General features: G+C 69.9%; 16 protein-coding genes. 3 read left to right on the top strand and 13 right to left on the bottom strand.

Translation table 11 applies throughout. From position 1 onward, the window contains the following. Positions 1 to 40 precede the first annotated feature (40 nt). From ACFT9I_RS28085 to ACFT9I_RS28065, 5 genes are all read right to left on the bottom strand, one after another. Positions 41 to 1,696 (bottom strand): uroporphyrinogen-III synthase, encoded by a 1,656-nt coding sequence (locus ACFT9I_RS28085; protein WP_382568737.1) that lies wholly within the window; start codon positions 1,694 to 1,696, stop codon positions 41 to 43. Continuing rightward, positions 1,693 to 2,661: a hydroxymethylbilane synthase gene (gene hemC / locus ACFT9I_RS28080; protein WP_382568735.1), complete on the bottom strand. Its 969-nt coding sequence runs from the start codon at positions 2,659 to 2,661 to the stop codon at positions 1,693 to 1,695. The genes ACFT9I_RS28085 and hemC overlap by 4 nt, the downstream gene beginning before the upstream one ends. Further along, positions 2,658 to 4,109: a glutamyl-tRNA reductase gene (locus tag ACFT9I_RS28075; RefSeq protein WP_382568734.1), complete on the bottom strand. Its 1,452-nt coding sequence runs from the start codon at positions 4,107 to 4,109 to the stop codon at positions 2,658 to 2,660. Before ACFT9I_RS28075 ends, hemC begins: the two co-directional genes overlap by 4 nt. Further along, positions 4,106 to 4,870, bottom strand: a complete 765-nt coding sequence (locus tag ACFT9I_RS28070; RefSeq protein ID WP_069629975.1) for a redox-sensing transcriptional repressor Rex — start codon at positions 4,868 to 4,870, stop codon at positions 4,106 to 4,108. The genes ACFT9I_RS28075 and ACFT9I_RS28070 overlap by 4 nt, the downstream gene beginning before the upstream one ends. Before the next feature lie 322 nt (positions 4,871 to 5,192). Further along, entirely contained in the window at positions 5,193 to 5,468 is a 276-nt protein-coding gene (locus ACFT9I_RS28065; RefSeq protein WP_078079553.1) for a glutaredoxin family protein, read from the bottom strand. Between the two features lie 152 nt (positions 5,469 to 5,620). Here ACFT9I_RS28065 and ACFT9I_RS28060 point away from each other — a divergent pair, with 152 nt between their 5' ends. From ACFT9I_RS28060 to ACFT9I_RS28050, 3 genes are all read left to right on the top strand, one after another. Next, positions 5,621 to 6,565 (top strand): HAD family hydrolase, encoded by a 945-nt coding sequence (locus tag ACFT9I_RS28060; RefSeq protein ID WP_382568732.1) that lies wholly within the window; start codon positions 5,621 to 5,623, stop codon positions 6,563 to 6,565. 291 nt (positions 6,566 to 6,856) lie between these two features. After that, positions 6,857 to 7,657 (top strand): ECF subfamily RNA polymerase sigma factor, BldN family, encoded by an 801-nt coding sequence (locus ACFT9I_RS28055; protein ID WP_354605213.1) that lies wholly within the window; start codon positions 6,857 to 6,859, stop codon positions 7,655 to 7,657. A gap of 215 nt (positions 7,658 to 7,872) precedes the next feature. Next, entirely contained in the window at positions 7,873 to 9,087 is a 1,215-nt protein-coding gene (locus ACFT9I_RS28050) for a DUF5667 domain-containing protein (protein WP_382568730.1), read from the top strand. 114 nt (positions 9,088 to 9,201) lie between these two features. On the opposite strand, the gene ACFT9I_RS28045 is transcribed toward ACFT9I_RS28050, so the two are convergent. The 8 genes from ACFT9I_RS28045 to ACFT9I_RS28010 form a co-directional block, all read right to left on the bottom strand. Then, complete coding sequence (locus tag ACFT9I_RS28045; protein WP_382568728.1) at positions 9,202 to 10,413, bottom strand: lysophospholipid acyltransferase family protein; 1,212 nt, start codon at positions 10,411 to 10,413, stop codon at positions 9,202 to 9,204. Between the two features lies 1 nt (position 10,414). After that, a complete protein-coding gene (locus ACFT9I_RS28040; RefSeq protein WP_382568727.1) occupies positions 10,415 to 11,452 on the bottom strand; it encodes an NAD-dependent epimerase/dehydratase family protein in 1,038 nt (345 codons plus the stop codon). Between the two features lie 241 nt (positions 11,453 to 11,693). Further along, entirely contained in the window at positions 11,694 to 11,792 is a 99-nt protein-coding gene (locus ACFT9I_RS28035) for a 30S ribosomal protein bS22 (protein WP_003948845.1), read from the bottom strand. Positions 11,793 to 11,902: 110 nt separating this feature from the next. Continuing rightward, entirely contained in the window at positions 11,903 to 12,115 is a 213-nt protein-coding gene (locus ACFT9I_RS28030) for a helix-turn-helix domain-containing protein (protein WP_014046653.1), read from the bottom strand. 128 nt (positions 12,116 to 12,243) lie between these two features. Further along, positions 12,244 to 13,059: a phosphatase gene (locus tag ACFT9I_RS28025; RefSeq protein ID WP_382568726.1), complete on the bottom strand. Its 816-nt coding sequence runs from the start codon at positions 13,057 to 13,059 to the stop codon at positions 12,244 to 12,246. Positions 13,060 to 13,161: 102 nt separating this feature from the next. Further along, positions 13,162 to 14,334 carry an acetoin utilization protein AcuC gene (locus ACFT9I_RS28020; protein ID WP_382568725.1) on the bottom strand — a complete coding sequence of 391 codons (1,173 nt, stop codon included), beginning with the start codon at positions 14,332 to 14,334 and terminating at the stop codon, positions 13,162 to 13,164. Next, the gene (locus tag ACFT9I_RS28015) at positions 14,303 to 15,562 is read right to left on the bottom strand and encodes an MFS transporter (RefSeq protein ID WP_382568723.1); all 1,260 of its coding nucleotides are present in this window, start codon (positions 15,560 to 15,562) and stop codon (positions 14,303 to 14,305) included. The genes ACFT9I_RS28020 and ACFT9I_RS28015 overlap by 32 nt, the downstream gene beginning before the upstream one ends. 43 nt (positions 15,563 to 15,605) lie before the next feature. Next, complete coding sequence (locus tag ACFT9I_RS28010; RefSeq protein ID WP_382568722.1) at positions 15,606 to 16,259, bottom strand: HAD family hydrolase; 654 nt, start codon at positions 16,257 to 16,259, stop codon at positions 15,606 to 15,608. Positions 16,260 to 16,387: the final 128 nt, after the last annotated feature.

The following is a 16,387-nucleotide window of genomic DNA, read 5'->3' as shown; positions in this document are numbered from 1 at the left end:
CCACGCTACGCCGCGTGGACGGGAGCCCCCCACGAACCCGCTATGTCGTGCGCCGCCGCCTCGACCCCGGTCGCCGTTCACTCGGCCGGGTGACCGTTTCGCCGGCCTCCCGTGCCGCCTCCCGGCGCTCCGCGCCGAACGCCGCCAGCGCCTCGGCCAGCTTGTGCACCGAAGGCTCCGGCGACAGCACGTCCACCCGCAGCCCGTGCTCCTCCGCCGTCTTGGCGGTCGCCGGACCGATGCACGCGATGACGGTCACGTTGTGCGGCTTGCCCGCGATGCCGACCAGATTCCGCACGGTGGACGACGAGGTGAACATCACCGCGTCGAAGCCACCGCCCTTGATGGCCTCACGCGTCTCGGCGGGCGGCGGCGACGCGCGCACGGTCCGGTAGGCCGTGACGTCGTCGACCTCCCAGCCGAGTTCGATCAGCCCGGCGACCAGCGTCTCCGTGGCGATGTCGGCGCGCGGCAGGAACACCCGGTCGATCGGGTCGAAGACCGGGTCGTACGGCGGCCAGTCCTCCAGGAGACCGGCGGCCGACTGCTCACCGCTGGGCACCAGGTCCGGCTTGACGCCGAAGTCGACCAGCGCGGCGGCGGTCTGCTCGCCCACCGCGGCGACCTTGATCCCCGCGAAGGCACGGGCGTCGAGCCCGTACTCCTCGAACTTCTCCCTGACGGCCTTCACGGCGTTGACCGACGTGAAGGCGATCCACTCGTAGCGCCCGGTGACGAGCCCCTTGACCGCGCGCTCCATCTGCTGGGGCGTACGCGGCGGTTCGACCGCGATGGTCGGGACCTCGTGCGGTACGGCGCCGTACGACCGAAGCTGGTCGGAGAGCGAGGCGGCCTGCTCCTTCGTACGCGGGACGAGCACCTTCCAGCCGAACAGCTGCTTCGACTCGAACCACGCGAGCTGGTCGCGTTGCGCGGGCGCGCTGCGCTCCCCGACCACGGCTATGACCGGCTGGTGCCCGGACGCCGAGGGCAGGACCTTCGCCTGCTTCAGCGTCAGCGCGATCGTGCCGAGCGTCGCGGACCAGGTGCGCTGCCGGGTCGTCGTACCGGCGACGGTGACCGTCATCGGTGTGTCGGGCTTGCGGCCCGCGGCGACGAACTCCCCGGCGGTCGCGGCGACCGTGTCGAGGGTCGCCGAGACGACCACCGTGCCGTCGCTGGCGCCGAGTTCGGTCCAGCAGCGGTCGTCGGCCGTACGGCTGTCGACGAAGCGGACGTCCGTGCCCTGCGCGTCCCGCAGCGGCACACCCGCGTAGGCGGGCACCCCCACGGCGGCGGCGATACCGGGCACGACCTCGAAGGGAATGCCCGCGGCGGCGCACGCCAGCATCTCGGAGCCGGTGTCGCCGTCGAGACCGGGATCCCCGGTCACCGCACGGACGACCCGCTTGCCGCCTCGCGCGGCCTCCATGACAAGATTGACGGCATCCCTGATCGCGGGGATACCGGCGGCTGTTGACGCATCGTCAACAATCGTCAGCGCTGGCGTGCTCACACCCGCACGCGCATGGGCGCGTACGAGAGCGAGCACATCAGGCTCGGCGATCAGTACCTCCGCCCCCGCGAGCGCCTCGACGGCGCGGAGTGTCAGCAGACCCGGATCCCCGGGTCCGGCACCGAGGAAGGTGACGTGCCCTGAGGCGTAGACGGCCGGATGGTCGGCGATGGGGCTCAAAGTGCTCGCTCCCCCATAAGACCGGCCGCACCCTTGGCGAGCATCTCGGACGCGAGTTCGCGACCGAGCGCGACGGCGTCGCCGAGCGACGTGGGTACGGGACCGGTGATGGACAACTGCACGAGCGTCGAGCCGTCGGTCGTGCCGACGACGCCACGCAGGCGCAGTTCGTTGACAAATCGTGCGTCCTGTCCGTCGCCCAGCAGGTCGGCCAGCGCACCGACAGGTGCGCTGCAACCGGCCTCCAGGGCGGCGAGCAGGGAACGTTCCGCGGTGACGGCGATCCGCGTGTGCGGATCGTCGAGGCCGGCGAGTGCGGTGGCGAGTTCCGGGTCGGAAGCCACGCATTCGACGGCGAGTGCCCCCTGGCCGGGGGCCGGCAGGACGGAGTCGACCGACAGGAAGTCGGTCACCTCGTCTGTCCTGCCGAGGCGGTTGAGACCGGCGGCGGCCAGCACTATGGCGTCGAGCTGTCCGCTGCGCACGTAGCCGATACGGGTGTCGATGTTCCCGCGTATCGGCACGGTCTCTATGAGCAGACCGTGGCTCCGGGCGTACGCGTTGAGCTGTGCCGTACGCCGCGGGGAGCCGGTACCGATCCTGGCGCCGTGCGGCAGCCGGTCGAGGGTCAGCCCGTCGCGTGCGATCAGCACGTCCCGGGGGTCCTCGCGGCGCGGTACGGCGGCCAGTGTCAGGTTCTCGGGCTGCGCCGTGGGCAGGTCCTTGAGCGAGTGGACGGCGAGGTCGACCTCGCCGCGCAGCAGCGCCTCGCGCAGCGCGGTGACGAAGACGCCGGTGCCGCCGATCTGGGACAGCTGCTCACGGGAGGTGTCGCCGTACGTGGTGATCTCCACCAGCTCCACGGCGCGTCCGGTCAACTCCCGGACGGCGTCGGCCACTTGCCCGGACTGGGCCAGGGCGAGCTTGCTCCGCCTGGTCCCGAGTCTCAGTGTCTTGTCGGTCATACTCGCCCTCGGTTCTTGACGTCGACCGCGTTCCGGTCGACGGATGCGCTGAGGTCGACGGCTGCGCTGCGGTCGGCGACTGCGTTCCGATCGGCGGGTGCGCCGCGGTCGGCGGCCTCGTTCCGGTCGGCCCGGCTGACGGAGGCGACCGTCTGCGGGTCGAGGTCGAAGAGTTCGCGCAGCGCGTCCGCGTAACCGGCTCCGCCCGGCTCACCGGCGAGTTGCTTCACCCGCACGGTCGGGGCGTGCAGCAGCTTGTCGACCACGCGGCGTACGGTCTGCGTGATCTCGGCGCGCTGCCGCTCGTCGAGGCCGGGGAGCCGGCCTTCGAGACGGGTGATCTCGTTGGTGACGACATCGGCGGCCATGGCGCGCAGCGCGACCACGGTCGGGGTGATGTGGGCGGCGCGCTGGGCGGCGCCGAAGGCCGCGACCTCGTCGGTGACGATCCGCTTGACCTGCTCGACGTCGGCGGCCATCGGGGCGTCGGCGGAGGCGTCGGCCAGGGACTCGATGTCGATCAGCCGGGCGCCGCCGATGCGGTGGACGGCCGCGTCGATGTCGCGGGGCATGGCGAGGTCGAGGAGCGCCAGCTCCCGGCCGCCGCCGGCCTGGCCTATGGCCGTCTCGACGGCGTCGGCCGTCAGGACGAGACCGGTGGCGCCGGTACAGGAGACGACGACGTCGGCACGTGTCAACTCGCCGTCCACGGCGCCCATGTCGACGGCGCGGGCCCTGACTCCCGTACCACCGGGCTCGTTCAGGATCGCCACCAGCCGGTCCGCGCGCGCGGCGGTGCGGTTGGCGACGACGATCTCGGCGACTCCGGCGCGGGCGAGTGTCGCGGCGGCGAGCGAGGACATCGACCCGGCGCCGATCACCAGCGCCCGCCGGCCCGCGGCCCAGCCGGGGACGTCCGCGCCGGCGGCGAGCTGTTCGAGACCGAAGCTGACGAGCGACTGCCCGGCCCGGTCGATCCCGGTCTCGCTGTGGGCGCGCTTGCCGACGCGCAGCGCCTGCTGGAAGAGGTCGTTGAGGAGGCGTCCTGCGGTGTGCAGCTCCTGGCCGCCCGCGAGCGCGTCCTTGATCTGCCCGAGGATCTGGCCCTCGCCGACGACCATCGAGTCCAGTCCGCAGGCCACCGAGAAGAGATGGTGGACGGCGCGGTCCTCGTAGTGCACATAGAGATAAGGGGTCAGCTCTTCCAGGCCGACGCCGCTGTGTCGGGCGAGGAGCGTGGACAGCTCGGCGACGCCCGCGTGGAACTTGTCCACGTCCGCGTACAGCTCGACCCGGTTGCACGTCGCGAGGACGGCCGCCTCGGTCGCCGGCTCGGCGGCGAGCACGTCCTGCAGAAGCTTGGTCCGGCCGTCCGGGGACAGCGACACCCGGTCCAGCACGCTCACGGGCGCGCTGCGGTGGCTCAGACCGATGACCAGAAGACTCATGCCGGCATCACGGCGGGGACTTCCCCGTCGGGTCCCTTCCGGCTCGCGGCGGTGGAGCGGATCGGCGGCGGCGTGCCGGCCTCGGCGGCTGCGGCTTCCTCACCGGCCTTGCGCTGCTCGTGGAAGGCGAGGATCTGCAGCTCGATGGAGAGGTCGACCTTCCGTACGTCCACGCCGTCGGGCACGGTCAGTACGGTCGGGGCGAAGTTCAGGATCGAGGTGACACCGGCGGCGACGAGACGCTCGCAGACCTGCTGGGCACCGCCCGCCGGGGTCGCGATGACCCCGATGGAGACGCCGTTGTCGCTGATGATCCGCTCCAGCTCGTCCGTGTGCTGGACGGGCATCCCGGCGACCGGCTTGCCGGCCATCTCGGGGTCGGCGTCGATCAGCGCGGCGACGCGGAAGCCGCGGGAGGCGAATCCGCCGTAATTGGCCAGGGCGGCGCCGAGGTTGCCGATACCGACGATGACGACGGGCCAGTCCTGCGTGAGGCCGAGTTCACGGGAGATCTGGTAGACGAGGTACTCCACGTCGTACCCGACACCGCGCGTTCCGTAGGAGCCGAGATACGAGAAATCCTTGCGCAGCTTCGCGGAGTTGACCCCGGCGGCCACGGCGAGTTCCTCGGACGACACAGTGGGTACGGAACGCTCGGAGAGTGCGGTGAGCGCCCGCAGATACAGCGGAAGCCGGGCGACCGTGGCCTCGGGGATTCCTCGGCTACGGGTCGCCGGTCGGTGAGTTCGGCCAGTTGCCACGGTGCTCCTGCCGGATGAGCGGGGCTGCAGGCGGCCGTATGTCCAAGGACCGCCCCGTCGTGTGCAGGTTATGCCTTTGTGAACGCGTGCACAAAGATTGTGTCCGCTTTGTCCGCGCAAAGTGACCGGGGTCACGCGACCCGAACGAGGGATCTTGGAACCCTCGACCGCACCGGCCCGTTGAACCCATGATGGGGGCAAAACCGTACAACTCCTCATGACCACGCCCCCGAGACCGCTTCCGCCGCGCCCGCCGGAGCCGGTCGTCCCGGCCCGTCGGAAAAAGCTCGGCAAAGCGCCCACGATCGTAACCGTCTTTCTGTCAGGTCCCCAGTTCCTTGCGGAGCCGATCGGCGTCAACCCGCCAGAACGTGTGCTGTTCGCCGTCCACGAGCACGACCGGAATTTGCTCCCAGTAGGCGCGGTGCAGCTCTTCGTCCACCGTGATGTCCTTCTCCTCCCAGGACGCCCCTGTTTCGGCACACACCGCGGCGACGACCGCGCGCGCGTCGTCACAGAGATGACAGCCGGGTTTGGAGACGAGCGTCACCACGCGCTCGGCGGGTTTCTTCTTCGTACGACGCAGGAGAGGGCTCATGGCATCCATTCTCCGTCGTCGCGCGACCCACCCCTCCGGCCGCCTCGTTCTCCACCCTCTTCGCCTGCTTGTTCTCCACCTTCTCGGAGAGTTCACACCGACGGCACCCCGGTGCGTCCGGAAGTACCGAACAGACTGACTATGCTCACGCTATGGCCGCACTGGGATGGCTCACCCCCCGTAAGCGCTCCGCGACAGCACGGAGCGTGCTCGCGGGTGAGGCCGCAGCAGAGGCAGGACTCAAGTCGTCGCAGGAGATCGACGGCGTCGGCGCGGCACCGACCGGTATCGCCGACCCCGCCGTACCCGACTTCCCCGTCTTCGGGGACGCGCACGCCGCGGCGTTCTTCGACCTGGACAACACCGTCATGCAGGGCGCCGCGATCTTCCACTTCGGACGCGGGCTGTACAAGCGGAAGTTCTTCCAGCGCCGTGAACTGGCCAGATTCGCCTGGCAGCAGACCTGGTTCCGGCTCGCCGGCGTCGAGGACCCGCAGCACATGCAGGACGCGCGGGACAGCGCGCTGTCCATCGTCAAGGGCCACCGGGTCGCCGAGCTGATGTCCATCGGCGAGGAGATCTACGACGAGTACATGGCCGACCGCATCTGGCCGGGCACCCGCACCCTCGCCCAGGCGCACCTCGACGCCGGGCAGCAGGTCTGGCTGGTGACCGCCGCGCCCGTCGAGACCGCCACGATCATCGCCCGCCGCCTCGGACTGACCGGCGCGCTCGGCACGGTCGCCGAGTCGATCGACGGCGTCTACACCGGCAAGCTCGTCGGCGAGCCGCTGCACGGCCCGGCGAAGGCCGAGGCGGTACGGGCGCTGGCGACGGCCGAGGACTTCGACCTGGACCGCTGCGCGGCGTACAGCGACTCGCACAACGACATCCCGATGCTGTCGCTGGTCGGACATCCGTACGCGATCAACCCGGACAGCAAGCTCCGGAAGCACGCCAAGGACCGCGAGTGGCGGCTGCGTGACTACCGGACGGGCCGCAAGGCGGCCAAGGTCGGCATCCCGGCGGCAGCCGGGGTCGGCGCGCTGGCGGGCGGCACGGCCGCCGCGGTGGCACTGCACCGCCGCCGCCGCTGACCGCGGTCCCGGCCACCTGCCGACTGTCGCCGCGCTGACGCACTCAGGCACAACAGATCACGTCGGCTGACACATCGTGACGCCAAACGATCAATAAACGCTCACGATGTGCTACTTGATTCGCCGTATAGGCGTAACAGAAGCGACGTAATCGATGATTTGAGCAACTGGGTGTAGTGCTGCCTGTACGAAGCGTTATTCTCCTCAGACGCATACCGGACCCCACACGTCGCCACGACGAGTGAATGGTCCCGCACTGAACGTGATGGAAGCTCTGCCTCTGGGAGTCCCGTGTACCCACACGTCGGGGTTGACGCCTCGGGCCTGGCTACGCTGCGCGCATCGGTCATCGACCGCTTGCGCGGCTTCGTCCCCACCGCGTACGCCGTCCCCGCATTCGCCGCCGCGGCCCCTGCCGTGAGCGGCCCGATTGGTCCTTGCTATGCCCTGGCGAACGGCGGTGCGGCGGTCGGCAGACGGGGAAGCCGAAACAGCAGCACCACCGCCGCCTCCACCCCCGTCCGCCGGCCCACGGCGGACAGCGACAGCGCACGCATGATGGAGCTCGTCGAGCGCGCCCAGGCCGGCGAGGCCGAAGCGTTCGGCAGGCTGTACGACCAGTACAGCGACACCGTCTACCGCTACATCTACTACCGCGTGGGCGGCAAGGCGACCGCGGAGGACCTCACCAGTGAGACCTTCCTGCGCGCCCTGCGGCGTATCTCCACGTTCACCTGGCAGGGCCGCGACTTCGGCGCCTGGCTGGTCACGATCGCGCGCAACCTGGTCGCCGACCACTTCAAGTCGAGCCGGTTCCGACTCGAAGTGACCACCGGCGAAATGCTCGACGCCAACGAGGTCGAGCGCAGCCCGGAGGACTCCGTCCTTGAGTCCCTCTCGAACGCCGCGCTGCTCGAAGCCGTACGGAAACTCAACCCCCAGCAGCAGGAGTGCGTGACCCTGCGCTTCCTGCAAGGGCTCTCGGTCGCCGAGACGGCACGGGTCATGGGGAAGAACGAAGGAGCGATCAAAACCTTGCAGTACCGGGCCGTGCGCACGCTGGCGCGGCTGCTCCCGGAGGATGCCCGCTGACGGCCGGCCACCGGTCCTCCCACGGACCCGGTGCGCCGTTCAACTCACCGTCGGTGACGCCTCGATGACGCACTGGTCCGATCATCTTTCGCGCGTAACCCAAGTGCCGCGACGCTCGTTGTGCGGGATGCAGGCTCCCTGTGGATGCGCTCAAGGCGTGCAACCTTCCGAACCCCCAGGGGAGTCGATCGTCATGACGAGAGGAGGTGCCGCCAGTGATCGCGAATGTCTCGGCACACCGGCGGGCGAACGCCTTCGCCCAGGCCCTGGAAGACCGGACATCCCAGGGCGCGGCGGGGGACCAGCCCGCCGCGTCGGCCGAACCGACGGAGCAGGGGCGGCTGTTGGCCCTGGCGAACGGTCTCGGTGAGCTACCGAGACCCACGCTGGACCCAGAGGTCAAAGTGGTGCAACGAGCACAGCTCGTGGCAGCCATGGAGGCCATGCTGCTGGAGGGCACGGCGGGCGGAGCCGCGTCCACGGGCACCACGGTGCCCGAGCAACGGCGGACATCGGGGAGGGGAGCCCACCGGGCGTCCCCGCTCCGCAAGCTCCGCCCGAGGTCCCGCTGGTCGAAAGGGCTCGCGGCCGGCGGACTCACCGTCGGTGTGGCCGCGGGTGCTTTCGGCGGAGTGGCCGCTGCCAGTTCCGACGCCCTGCCCGGTGATTCGCTGTACGGGCTGAAGCGCGGCATGGAGGACTTCAAGCTGGGCATGGCCGACGAGGACGCCGACCGCGGCGGTCTCTATCTGGACCATGCCTCGACCCGGCTGAGCGAAGCCCGCCGACTGCTGGAGCGTGGCCGCTCCGGCGCGCTGGACCATGAATCGCTCGGCGAGATCCGCCGGGCGCTCAACGGCATGAAGCACGACGCCACCGAGGGCCACCGGCTGTTGCACCAGGCGTACGAGAAGGACGGCAAGATCAAGTCGATCGCGACGCTCTCCTCGTTCTCCGAATCGCACCGCGCCATCTGGAACGGCCTGCGGGACCGGCTGCCACCGCAGCTGAGCGACGTGGGAAGCCAGGTCAACCTGGTGTTCGACGCCATAGACGAAGACGTCGCCCCGTTGCAGTCGCTGCTGCCGCGCACTCCCGACAAGGACCGGCACTCGCCGGAGCCCGGCGGGACCACCAAGGAGTCCAACGGCTCCGGCGGCAAGGACAACGGCCCGGCACCGTCGAAGTCGGCCCCTGACAAGGGCCGTACGGACAGCGGGCAGAAGCCGAGCCCGTCCGGGCCCGGAGAGTCGGAGCACGACGGGCTGCTGCCCGGCGCGCCCGGCGATCTGCTCAACCCGCCGTCGGGCAGCGACCTTCCGTCGGCGCCCGGCCAGGGCGGCATCCCGCCGGCCCCGGACGTCACACTCCCGCCGCTGCTGCCCGGCCTGCTGCCGGGGCTGGGCATCGACACGGAGAACGCGGACTGACGGGAAGGCACGGCACGGCATACGAGAGAGGCGAGGGCCGTCGGCCCTCGCCTCTTCCGTGCTGTCTTCATGCTGTCTTCGCGCTGTCTTCGTGCTGTCGGATCGCGTGTGCTGTCAGAAGAAGACCGAGCGGCGCTGTACGAGCAGCTTGTAGAGCGTGTGCTGGATCTGCTCCCGTACCTGATCGGTCAGGTTGAACATCAGCATCGGATCCTCGGCCGCCTCCGGCGGATAGCCGTCCGTGGGGATCGGCTCGCCGAACTGGATCGTCCACTTCGTCGGCAGCGGCAGCGCGCCCAGCGGCCCGAGCCACGGGAACGTCGGCGTGATCGGGAAGTACGGGAATCCCAGCAGCCGCGCCAGCGTCTTGGAGTTGCCGAGCATCGGGTAGATCTCCTCCGCCCCGACGATCGAGCACGGCACGATCGGCACACCGTGCCGCAGCGCCGTCGAGACGAACCCGCCCCGGCCGAAGCGCTGCAACTTGTAGCGCTCGCCGAACGGCTTGCCGAGGCCCTTGAAGCCCTCCGGCATCACCCCGACGATCTCGCCGCGCTGGAGCAGCCGCTCCGCGTCCTCCGCGCAGGCCAGGGTGTGACCGGCCTTGCGCGCCAGTTCGTTGACGACCGGCAGCATGAACACCAGGTCGGCTGCGAGCAGCCGCAGATGGCGGCCGGCGGGGTGGTTGTCGTGGACGGCGACCTGCATCATCAGCCCGTCGAGCGGGAGCGTGCCGGAGTGGTTGGACACCACCAGCGCACCGCCGTCCGTCGGGATGTTCTCGATGCCCTTCACCTCGACGCGGAAGTAGTTCTCGTAGAGCGGCCGGATCAACGACATCAGGACCTGGTCGGTGAGTTCCTTGTCGTACCCGAACTCGTCGACCTCGTAGTCACCGGTGACACGACGCCGCAGAAAGGCGAACCCTTCGGCGAGCCGCCGGTCCCAGCCGCTGCCGCCGGACTGCGGTTCCCCGTCCGGGAGAGGCGCGTCGGCCGCGTCGGCCTTCGACTCGCCCGGCTGCGACGACGGATCAGTCTTCTTCGCGTCGTCGTCGGAGGCGGAGGCCGAGGCCGAGGCGGCGTCCATGCCGTCCTCGACCCCGTCCGGCTGATCGGGCACGGACGAGAGCGAGTGCGGGCCGGTCCCCGACCCGGACCCGGACGAGGGCCCAGCCCCGGACGAGGACGACTTGCCGCGTGCCTGCGCGCGCTTCGCCGCGGCGTCCTTCGCCGCCCCGCCGCCGGTTCCGGCGGCACCGGCCAACCGCGCCGCGCGCCGTGACCGGGGCTCTTCGCCGAAGGGAATGACCTTGGCATCGGCCATGTCAGATGCGCTCCTTGCTGACGAGGGTGGCGACCTGGTCGACCGCGTCGGCGACAGCCTCCGGCGGCAACAGCCCGGCACCCCGGCTACGTGCGAAGTCCGTGAAGGCCTCCGCCGTCGTGTACGTGGGTACGAACCCCAGTGTCTCGCGCATCTGATCCGTACTGACGACCCTGCCGTGGGTCAGCAGCCGGATCTGCTCCGGCGAGAAGTCCGTCACGCCGAGCGTGCGCAGCGCGGAGCCGACCCAGGTGACGGCCGGCAGCAGCACGGGCACCGTCGGCCTGCCGAGGCGCCGGGAGCACTGCGAGAGCAACAGCACGCCGTCACCGGCGATGTTGAAGGTCCCGCTGTTGAGGGTGCCGCGCCGGGGCTCGTGCAGGGCGATCCGCAGCACGTCGATGACGTCGTCCTCGTGGACGAACTGGAGCCGCGGGTCGTAGCCGAAGACCGTGGGCAGTACGGGCAGCGACAGATACTCGGCGAGCGGTGAATCCGCCGCGGGCCCGAGGATGTTCGCGAAGCGCAGCACGCACACGGCGACGTCAGGCCGGCGGCGCGCGAACCCGCGCACGTACCCCTCGACCTCCACGGCGTCCTTCGCGAAGCCGCCGCTGGGCAGCGACTTGGGCGGGGTGTTCTCCGTGAAGACGGCCGGGTCGCGGGGCGCGGAGCCGTACACGCTCGTGCTGGACTTGACGACCAGGCGCTCGACGGTGGGCGACTTCTGGCAGGCACCGAGCAGTTGCATGGTGCCGATGACGTTGGTCTCCTTGACGGCCGTCCGGCCGCCGGCGCCGAGCGGGGTGCCCGTCACGTCCATGTGCACGACGGTGTCGACGGAATGCTCGGCCAGGACGCGCGCTATGGCCGGCTGGCGGATGTCCGCCCGTACGAAATCGGCACCGCCGAGACTGTGCTCGGGAGTCACGGCGTCCACACCGATGACCCGGTCCACCTCGGAATCGCGCAGGATTCTCCGTACGAGACGGCTGCCGAGCTGGCGCGCCACTCCGGTCACGAGCACGACCTTGCCCAAGATCAGCGCCTTCCCCTGAATTTGATGTCTGGCCCAAGCACATTGCTTGCCTCAGGCGTCACCGTAGCGGGTCGCCGCAGTCAGGGGACGGCCTCGCGAGGCTCTTCTCCGCACCTTCGCGAATCTTTGACCCGAACTGACCCGCCCCGACGCCGGACGACCTGGCCCGAGCGACGCGGAACGCACCGCGGCCCTCCCACCTGCATGGTGGGAGGGCCGCGGTGTCACGTACAGCTGTCGCTTACTTCTTGTTACGACGCTGAACGCGGGTGCGCTTGAGCAGCTTGCGGTGCTTCTTCTTGGCCATCCGCTTACGCCGCTTCTTGATAACAGAGCCCACGACTACCCTCGCTCACTTCTCTTCACTCGGTGCGGGGCGTCTGGGCCCACACGACCTACGTTGGCCCAGCCTACCCGTCACCGAGTGAGGGACGTAATCCGAGGGAAATCTCAGGCGGATTCGACCCCCACGAAAGACTCGCGGAGATACTCGTGTACCGCTTGCTCCGGAACCCGGAAAGACCTGCCCACCCGGATCGCCGGCAGATGACCGCTGTGCACCAATCGGTACACGGTCATCTTCGACACTCGCATCACCGAGGCGACTTCCGCCACGGTAAGGAACTTGACCTCGTTGAGAGGCCTCTCGCTGCCAGCAGCCATGACCCACCTGTACCTTCCGCACCCGACGGCCACCGGCTTCCCCTCCGGTGACTCTTCGTCGCTGTGCGCTCACACCCCAGACTAGGGGCGGGTGGTACGAGTGGGGAAGAGGAGCAGCACATGGTCGCCTACTGTGACAGACACGCTCGATTGAGTACATAGCGAGTCAGCGGACGGTAGTAATCGGACCGCACACCGTCGTCAACCGGAACCACGACGGACACCCGCCCCTCCGCCTCGCCCACGAAGAGCGCCGGATCGTCGGTGTCGGCGAGGCCGATGGCCTCAATCCCCAACTGACCTGCCCCGCAGACCCATCCGTGGTCTCCGACGACCAGCTCGGGGAGCGGTCCGCCGGACGCCGCGGCACAGTCCAGCGCGACCCGAACGGGGAGGGGGGAATGGCTGTGTGCGCCGGTCTCACCCCCGGCGTGCGGCGCTTCGGATTTCCGCACCAACGCGACTCCTCGTACGTAGTCGAGGTTGTACGTGCGTACGCCGAACCGGGTCGTTATGTCGATACATCGCCCCTTCGCAGGGGTGAGTACGAGGCATCCCGCCGCCGACAAAGCGTCTGCCAACCCCGCGTAGAACCCGATCAGCCGGTGCGGATGCCCGGTCCCGAACAGCACGGGAGCCCGGCGCCCGGCGGCGGCGCCCAGCCGTTCGGCGAACGCGTCGAGGCTGCTCAACGTCCGTTCCGGGTCGATGACATCGCCGCCCGACACATGCGCCGGATCCCCGGAGACCCCGCACCTGTCGGCCATGAGCCGCAGCAAGTCACGCTCGCACCAGGCCCGTTCGGGAGTCAGCCCCAACGTCGCGCGCGGATCGCGGGCGGCGAAAAGCCGGTAACTGCGCAGACTCTGCTCCCGCGTGGTGGCGACCGGCCCGGCCAGTCTGGCGGCCAGCAGATGGGCCCGTAGCGTTCCCGTACTCAGCACAGCCCCGATGCTCCCGTACGGAGGCGGCCCCGGGGCCAAAACGGTTGCGGCACCGCACAGTTGGCGTAACGACCGGCCCGGCCGACACGCCGGCCCGGTGCGTCAGGCCAGCAGCCCCCGCAACGGGAACACCGCCTTGCGGGTCGCGAGGATCGCCTGGTCCAGCCGGTCCGCCGGGTCGTAACCCGCGTCCCACGGCTGCCAGTTCGGCGTACGCCCGTCCGTCATCCGCCGCGGCGCGGACTCACGCGTACGGGCGAAGACCTCGTCCCGCCACTCCTCCGGCACCGCCGCCGTCGGGTCGATGGGCGCGTGCGCCGCGATCGACACCAGATGGGTCCAGGAGCGCGGCACGACGTCCACCACCGAGTACCCACCGCCGCCCAGCGCGACCCAGCGGCCCTCGTCGACGTACTCGTGCGCCAGGTCGTGGCAGGACGCCTGCACGGCGCGCTGCGCGTCCAGCGACACCGCGAGATGCGCCAGCGGGTCCTCGAAGTGCGTATCGGCACCGTGCTGGGTCACCAGCGCCTGCGGCCGGAAGTCCGCGAGCAGTTCGGGTACGACGGCGTGGAAGGCCCGCAGCCACCCCTCGTCGCCCGTCCCCGCGGGCAACGGCAGGTTGACCGCGCTGCCCTCCCCCGCGCCCTCGCCCGTCTCCTCGGCCCAGCCGGTCTGCGGGAAGAGCGTGCGGGGGTGCTCGTGCATCGAGATCGTCAGCACGCGCGGGTCGTCCCAGAACGCCGCCTGGACGCCGTCCCCGTGGTGCACATCCACGTCCACGTACGCGACGCGCTCCGCGCCCAGCTCCAGGAGCCGCGCGATGGCGAGAGACGCGTCATTGTAGATGCAGAAGCCCGAGGCCGAGCCGGGCATCGCGTGGTGCAGGCCGCCGGCGAAGTTCACGGCGTGCGGCGCCTCGCCGCGCCACACGGCCTCGGCGGCGCCGACCGACTGCCCGGCGATGAGCGCGGACGCCTCGTGCATCCCGGCGAAGGCCGGATTGTCGGGCGTTCCGATGCCGTACGAACCGTCGGCGGACCTGGGGGCGGCCGAGTAGCGCCGTACCGCGTCGACGTAATCCTCGTGGTGGACAAGTCTCAGAGTGGAATCCCCGGCGGGCGCCGCGGCCACCACGTCCACCTCGCTGTCGAGCCCGTACGCGCGCACGAGCTCCCTCGTCAGAGCCAGGCGTACCGGGTCCATCGGGTGACTCGACCCGAAGTTGTAGCCCGTTACGGCGTCATCCCACATCAGCTGTGCGCGACCGGTCATGCCCGCCACCGTATCGGGCGGTCCCGTCGGCGAACGACCGGGCGTACACCAGCGTCACGAGGATCATCACCATCGGTACGAGCATCGCGCCCCGGTAACTCCACACATCACCGAGGGCGCCGACGAGGGGCGAGCCGATCAGAAAACCCACGTAGTTGAAGATGTTCAGCCGGGCGACGGCCGCGTCGCTGGCGTCGGGGAACATCCGCCCGGCGGCGGCGAAGCACTGCGGTACGAGGACGCAGAGACCGAACCCGAGAATCGTGAACCCCAGGATCCCCACCCACGCGCCGGGCGCCAGCGCGACCACCGCGAACCCGACGGCGGCGAACAGCGATCCGAACCGCACGACGGCGACGGGCCCGAAGCGCCGCACACCGAGGTCACCGGCGGCGCGGCCGAGGAGTGTGGTGACCATGTAGGCGTTGTACGGGACGGTGGCGACCTCGTCGGAGCTGCCCAGGACGTCCTGGAGGTACTTGGCGCTCCAGTTGGAGACGGTGGAGTCGCCGATGTAGGCGAAGGTCATGACGAGGCAGAGCGGCAGGAGGGCCTTGAAGGCGACGCTGCTCGCACCGTCTTTGGCCGATTTGGCCAACTCGGCCGAGGTGACGGCGTCGGCGTCGGCGGGTATTCGTATGTCCGCGTCGGTGTACCAGCGGCTCCCGGTGAGCGCGGCCGGCAACAGCGCGACGACGACCGGCAGATACGACACCAGCAGCGACAGGTCCCAGTGCGCCCCGGCCCAGGCGAGCGAGGCCCCGGCGATGCCGCCGAGGCTGTACGTGGCGTGGAAGCCGAGCATGATGCTGCGCCCGTACGCCCGCTGGAGGCGTACCCCCAGCATGTTCATCGACGCGTCGAGCGCCCCGACCGACAGCCCGAACGCACCGAGCGACGCGGCGAGTTGCCACACCTGATCGCCTGCGGCGACTCCGAGGAGCGCGAGCAGGACGACCGGCTGGGCCCACCGCAGTACGACTCGGGGCCGTACGCGCACGACGATCTTCTCGGTGAGGACGCTGCCCACACCGGCGAGAATCGGCACGGCGGCGAGGAACGCCGGCAGCAGGCCGTCGGATATCCCGTACCGGTCCTGAATGGCTGGAATGCGCGTGACGAGGAGGGCGAAGGCCACCCCCTGCACGAGGAAGCTCAGCGCCAGGGACACCCGCCCGTGCTTCAACCGCGTGTCTGTGCTGACCGGCTTGCCTGTCGAGGCCTTCATGGCCGGACAGCGTATGGCTCCGCGCTACCGAGGGGTAGATGGATCAGCCAAGCAGTTCGGGAAGCTCGGCCAGCTGAGCCATCGAGGAGAAGTACGCGGTGGCGCCCGGCAGCTTCTCGGCGGGGGTCATCGCGGTGAACGCGTACACATCCATCCCGGCCGCCCGCGCGGCGGCCACCCCGAGCGGGCTGTCCTCGATGACGACGCACCGGGCGGGAGAGACACCCATCCGCTCAGCCGCGTGCAGGAAGAGATCGGGCGCCGGCTTGCCACGCCCGACGTCCTGCGCGCTGAAGACGACCTCGGGCGTGAACCAGCGGTCCAGCCCGGTCTTACGGTGCCCCACCCGGATCCGCTCATGACTCCCGGACGACGCGACGCAGTACGCCCGCCCGTCGGCGGCCAGCTTGCCCAGCACCTCGGTGACGCCCTCCACGGGCTTCAACTCCCGCTCGAACGCGGCGAACACGCGGCTGTGCAGGGTGTCGTCGAAGTCCTCGGGCAGCTGCTGCCCCGTTCTCTCCCGTACGAGATCGTGCACCCGGTGGACCGCGGCACCCATGTAGTCGCGGAGGGAATCCTCGTAGGTGGTGGGGTGACCGAGTTCGGTGAGATAGCCGGCGAGGATGGTGTTGGAAAGAGGCTCGCTGTCGACGAGGACGCCGTCGTTGTCGAAGATGACCAGTTCGTAGCTCATATGCCGACTGTAAATGGCTCCTGAACGCAGAAATGCCTCAGCCCCCGGACCAGTGGTCCGGGGGCTGAGGCTAAAGATTGTTCGGCGGCGTCCTACTCTCCCACAGGGTCCCCCCTGCAGTACCATCG

The sequence above is a fragment of the Streptomyces sp. NPDC057137 genome (assembly GCF_042670825.1).
GTDB lineage: Bacteria > Actinomycetota > Actinomycetes > Streptomycetales > Streptomycetaceae > Streptomyces.
This window is presented reverse-complemented; position numbering and strand designations above follow the sequence as displayed.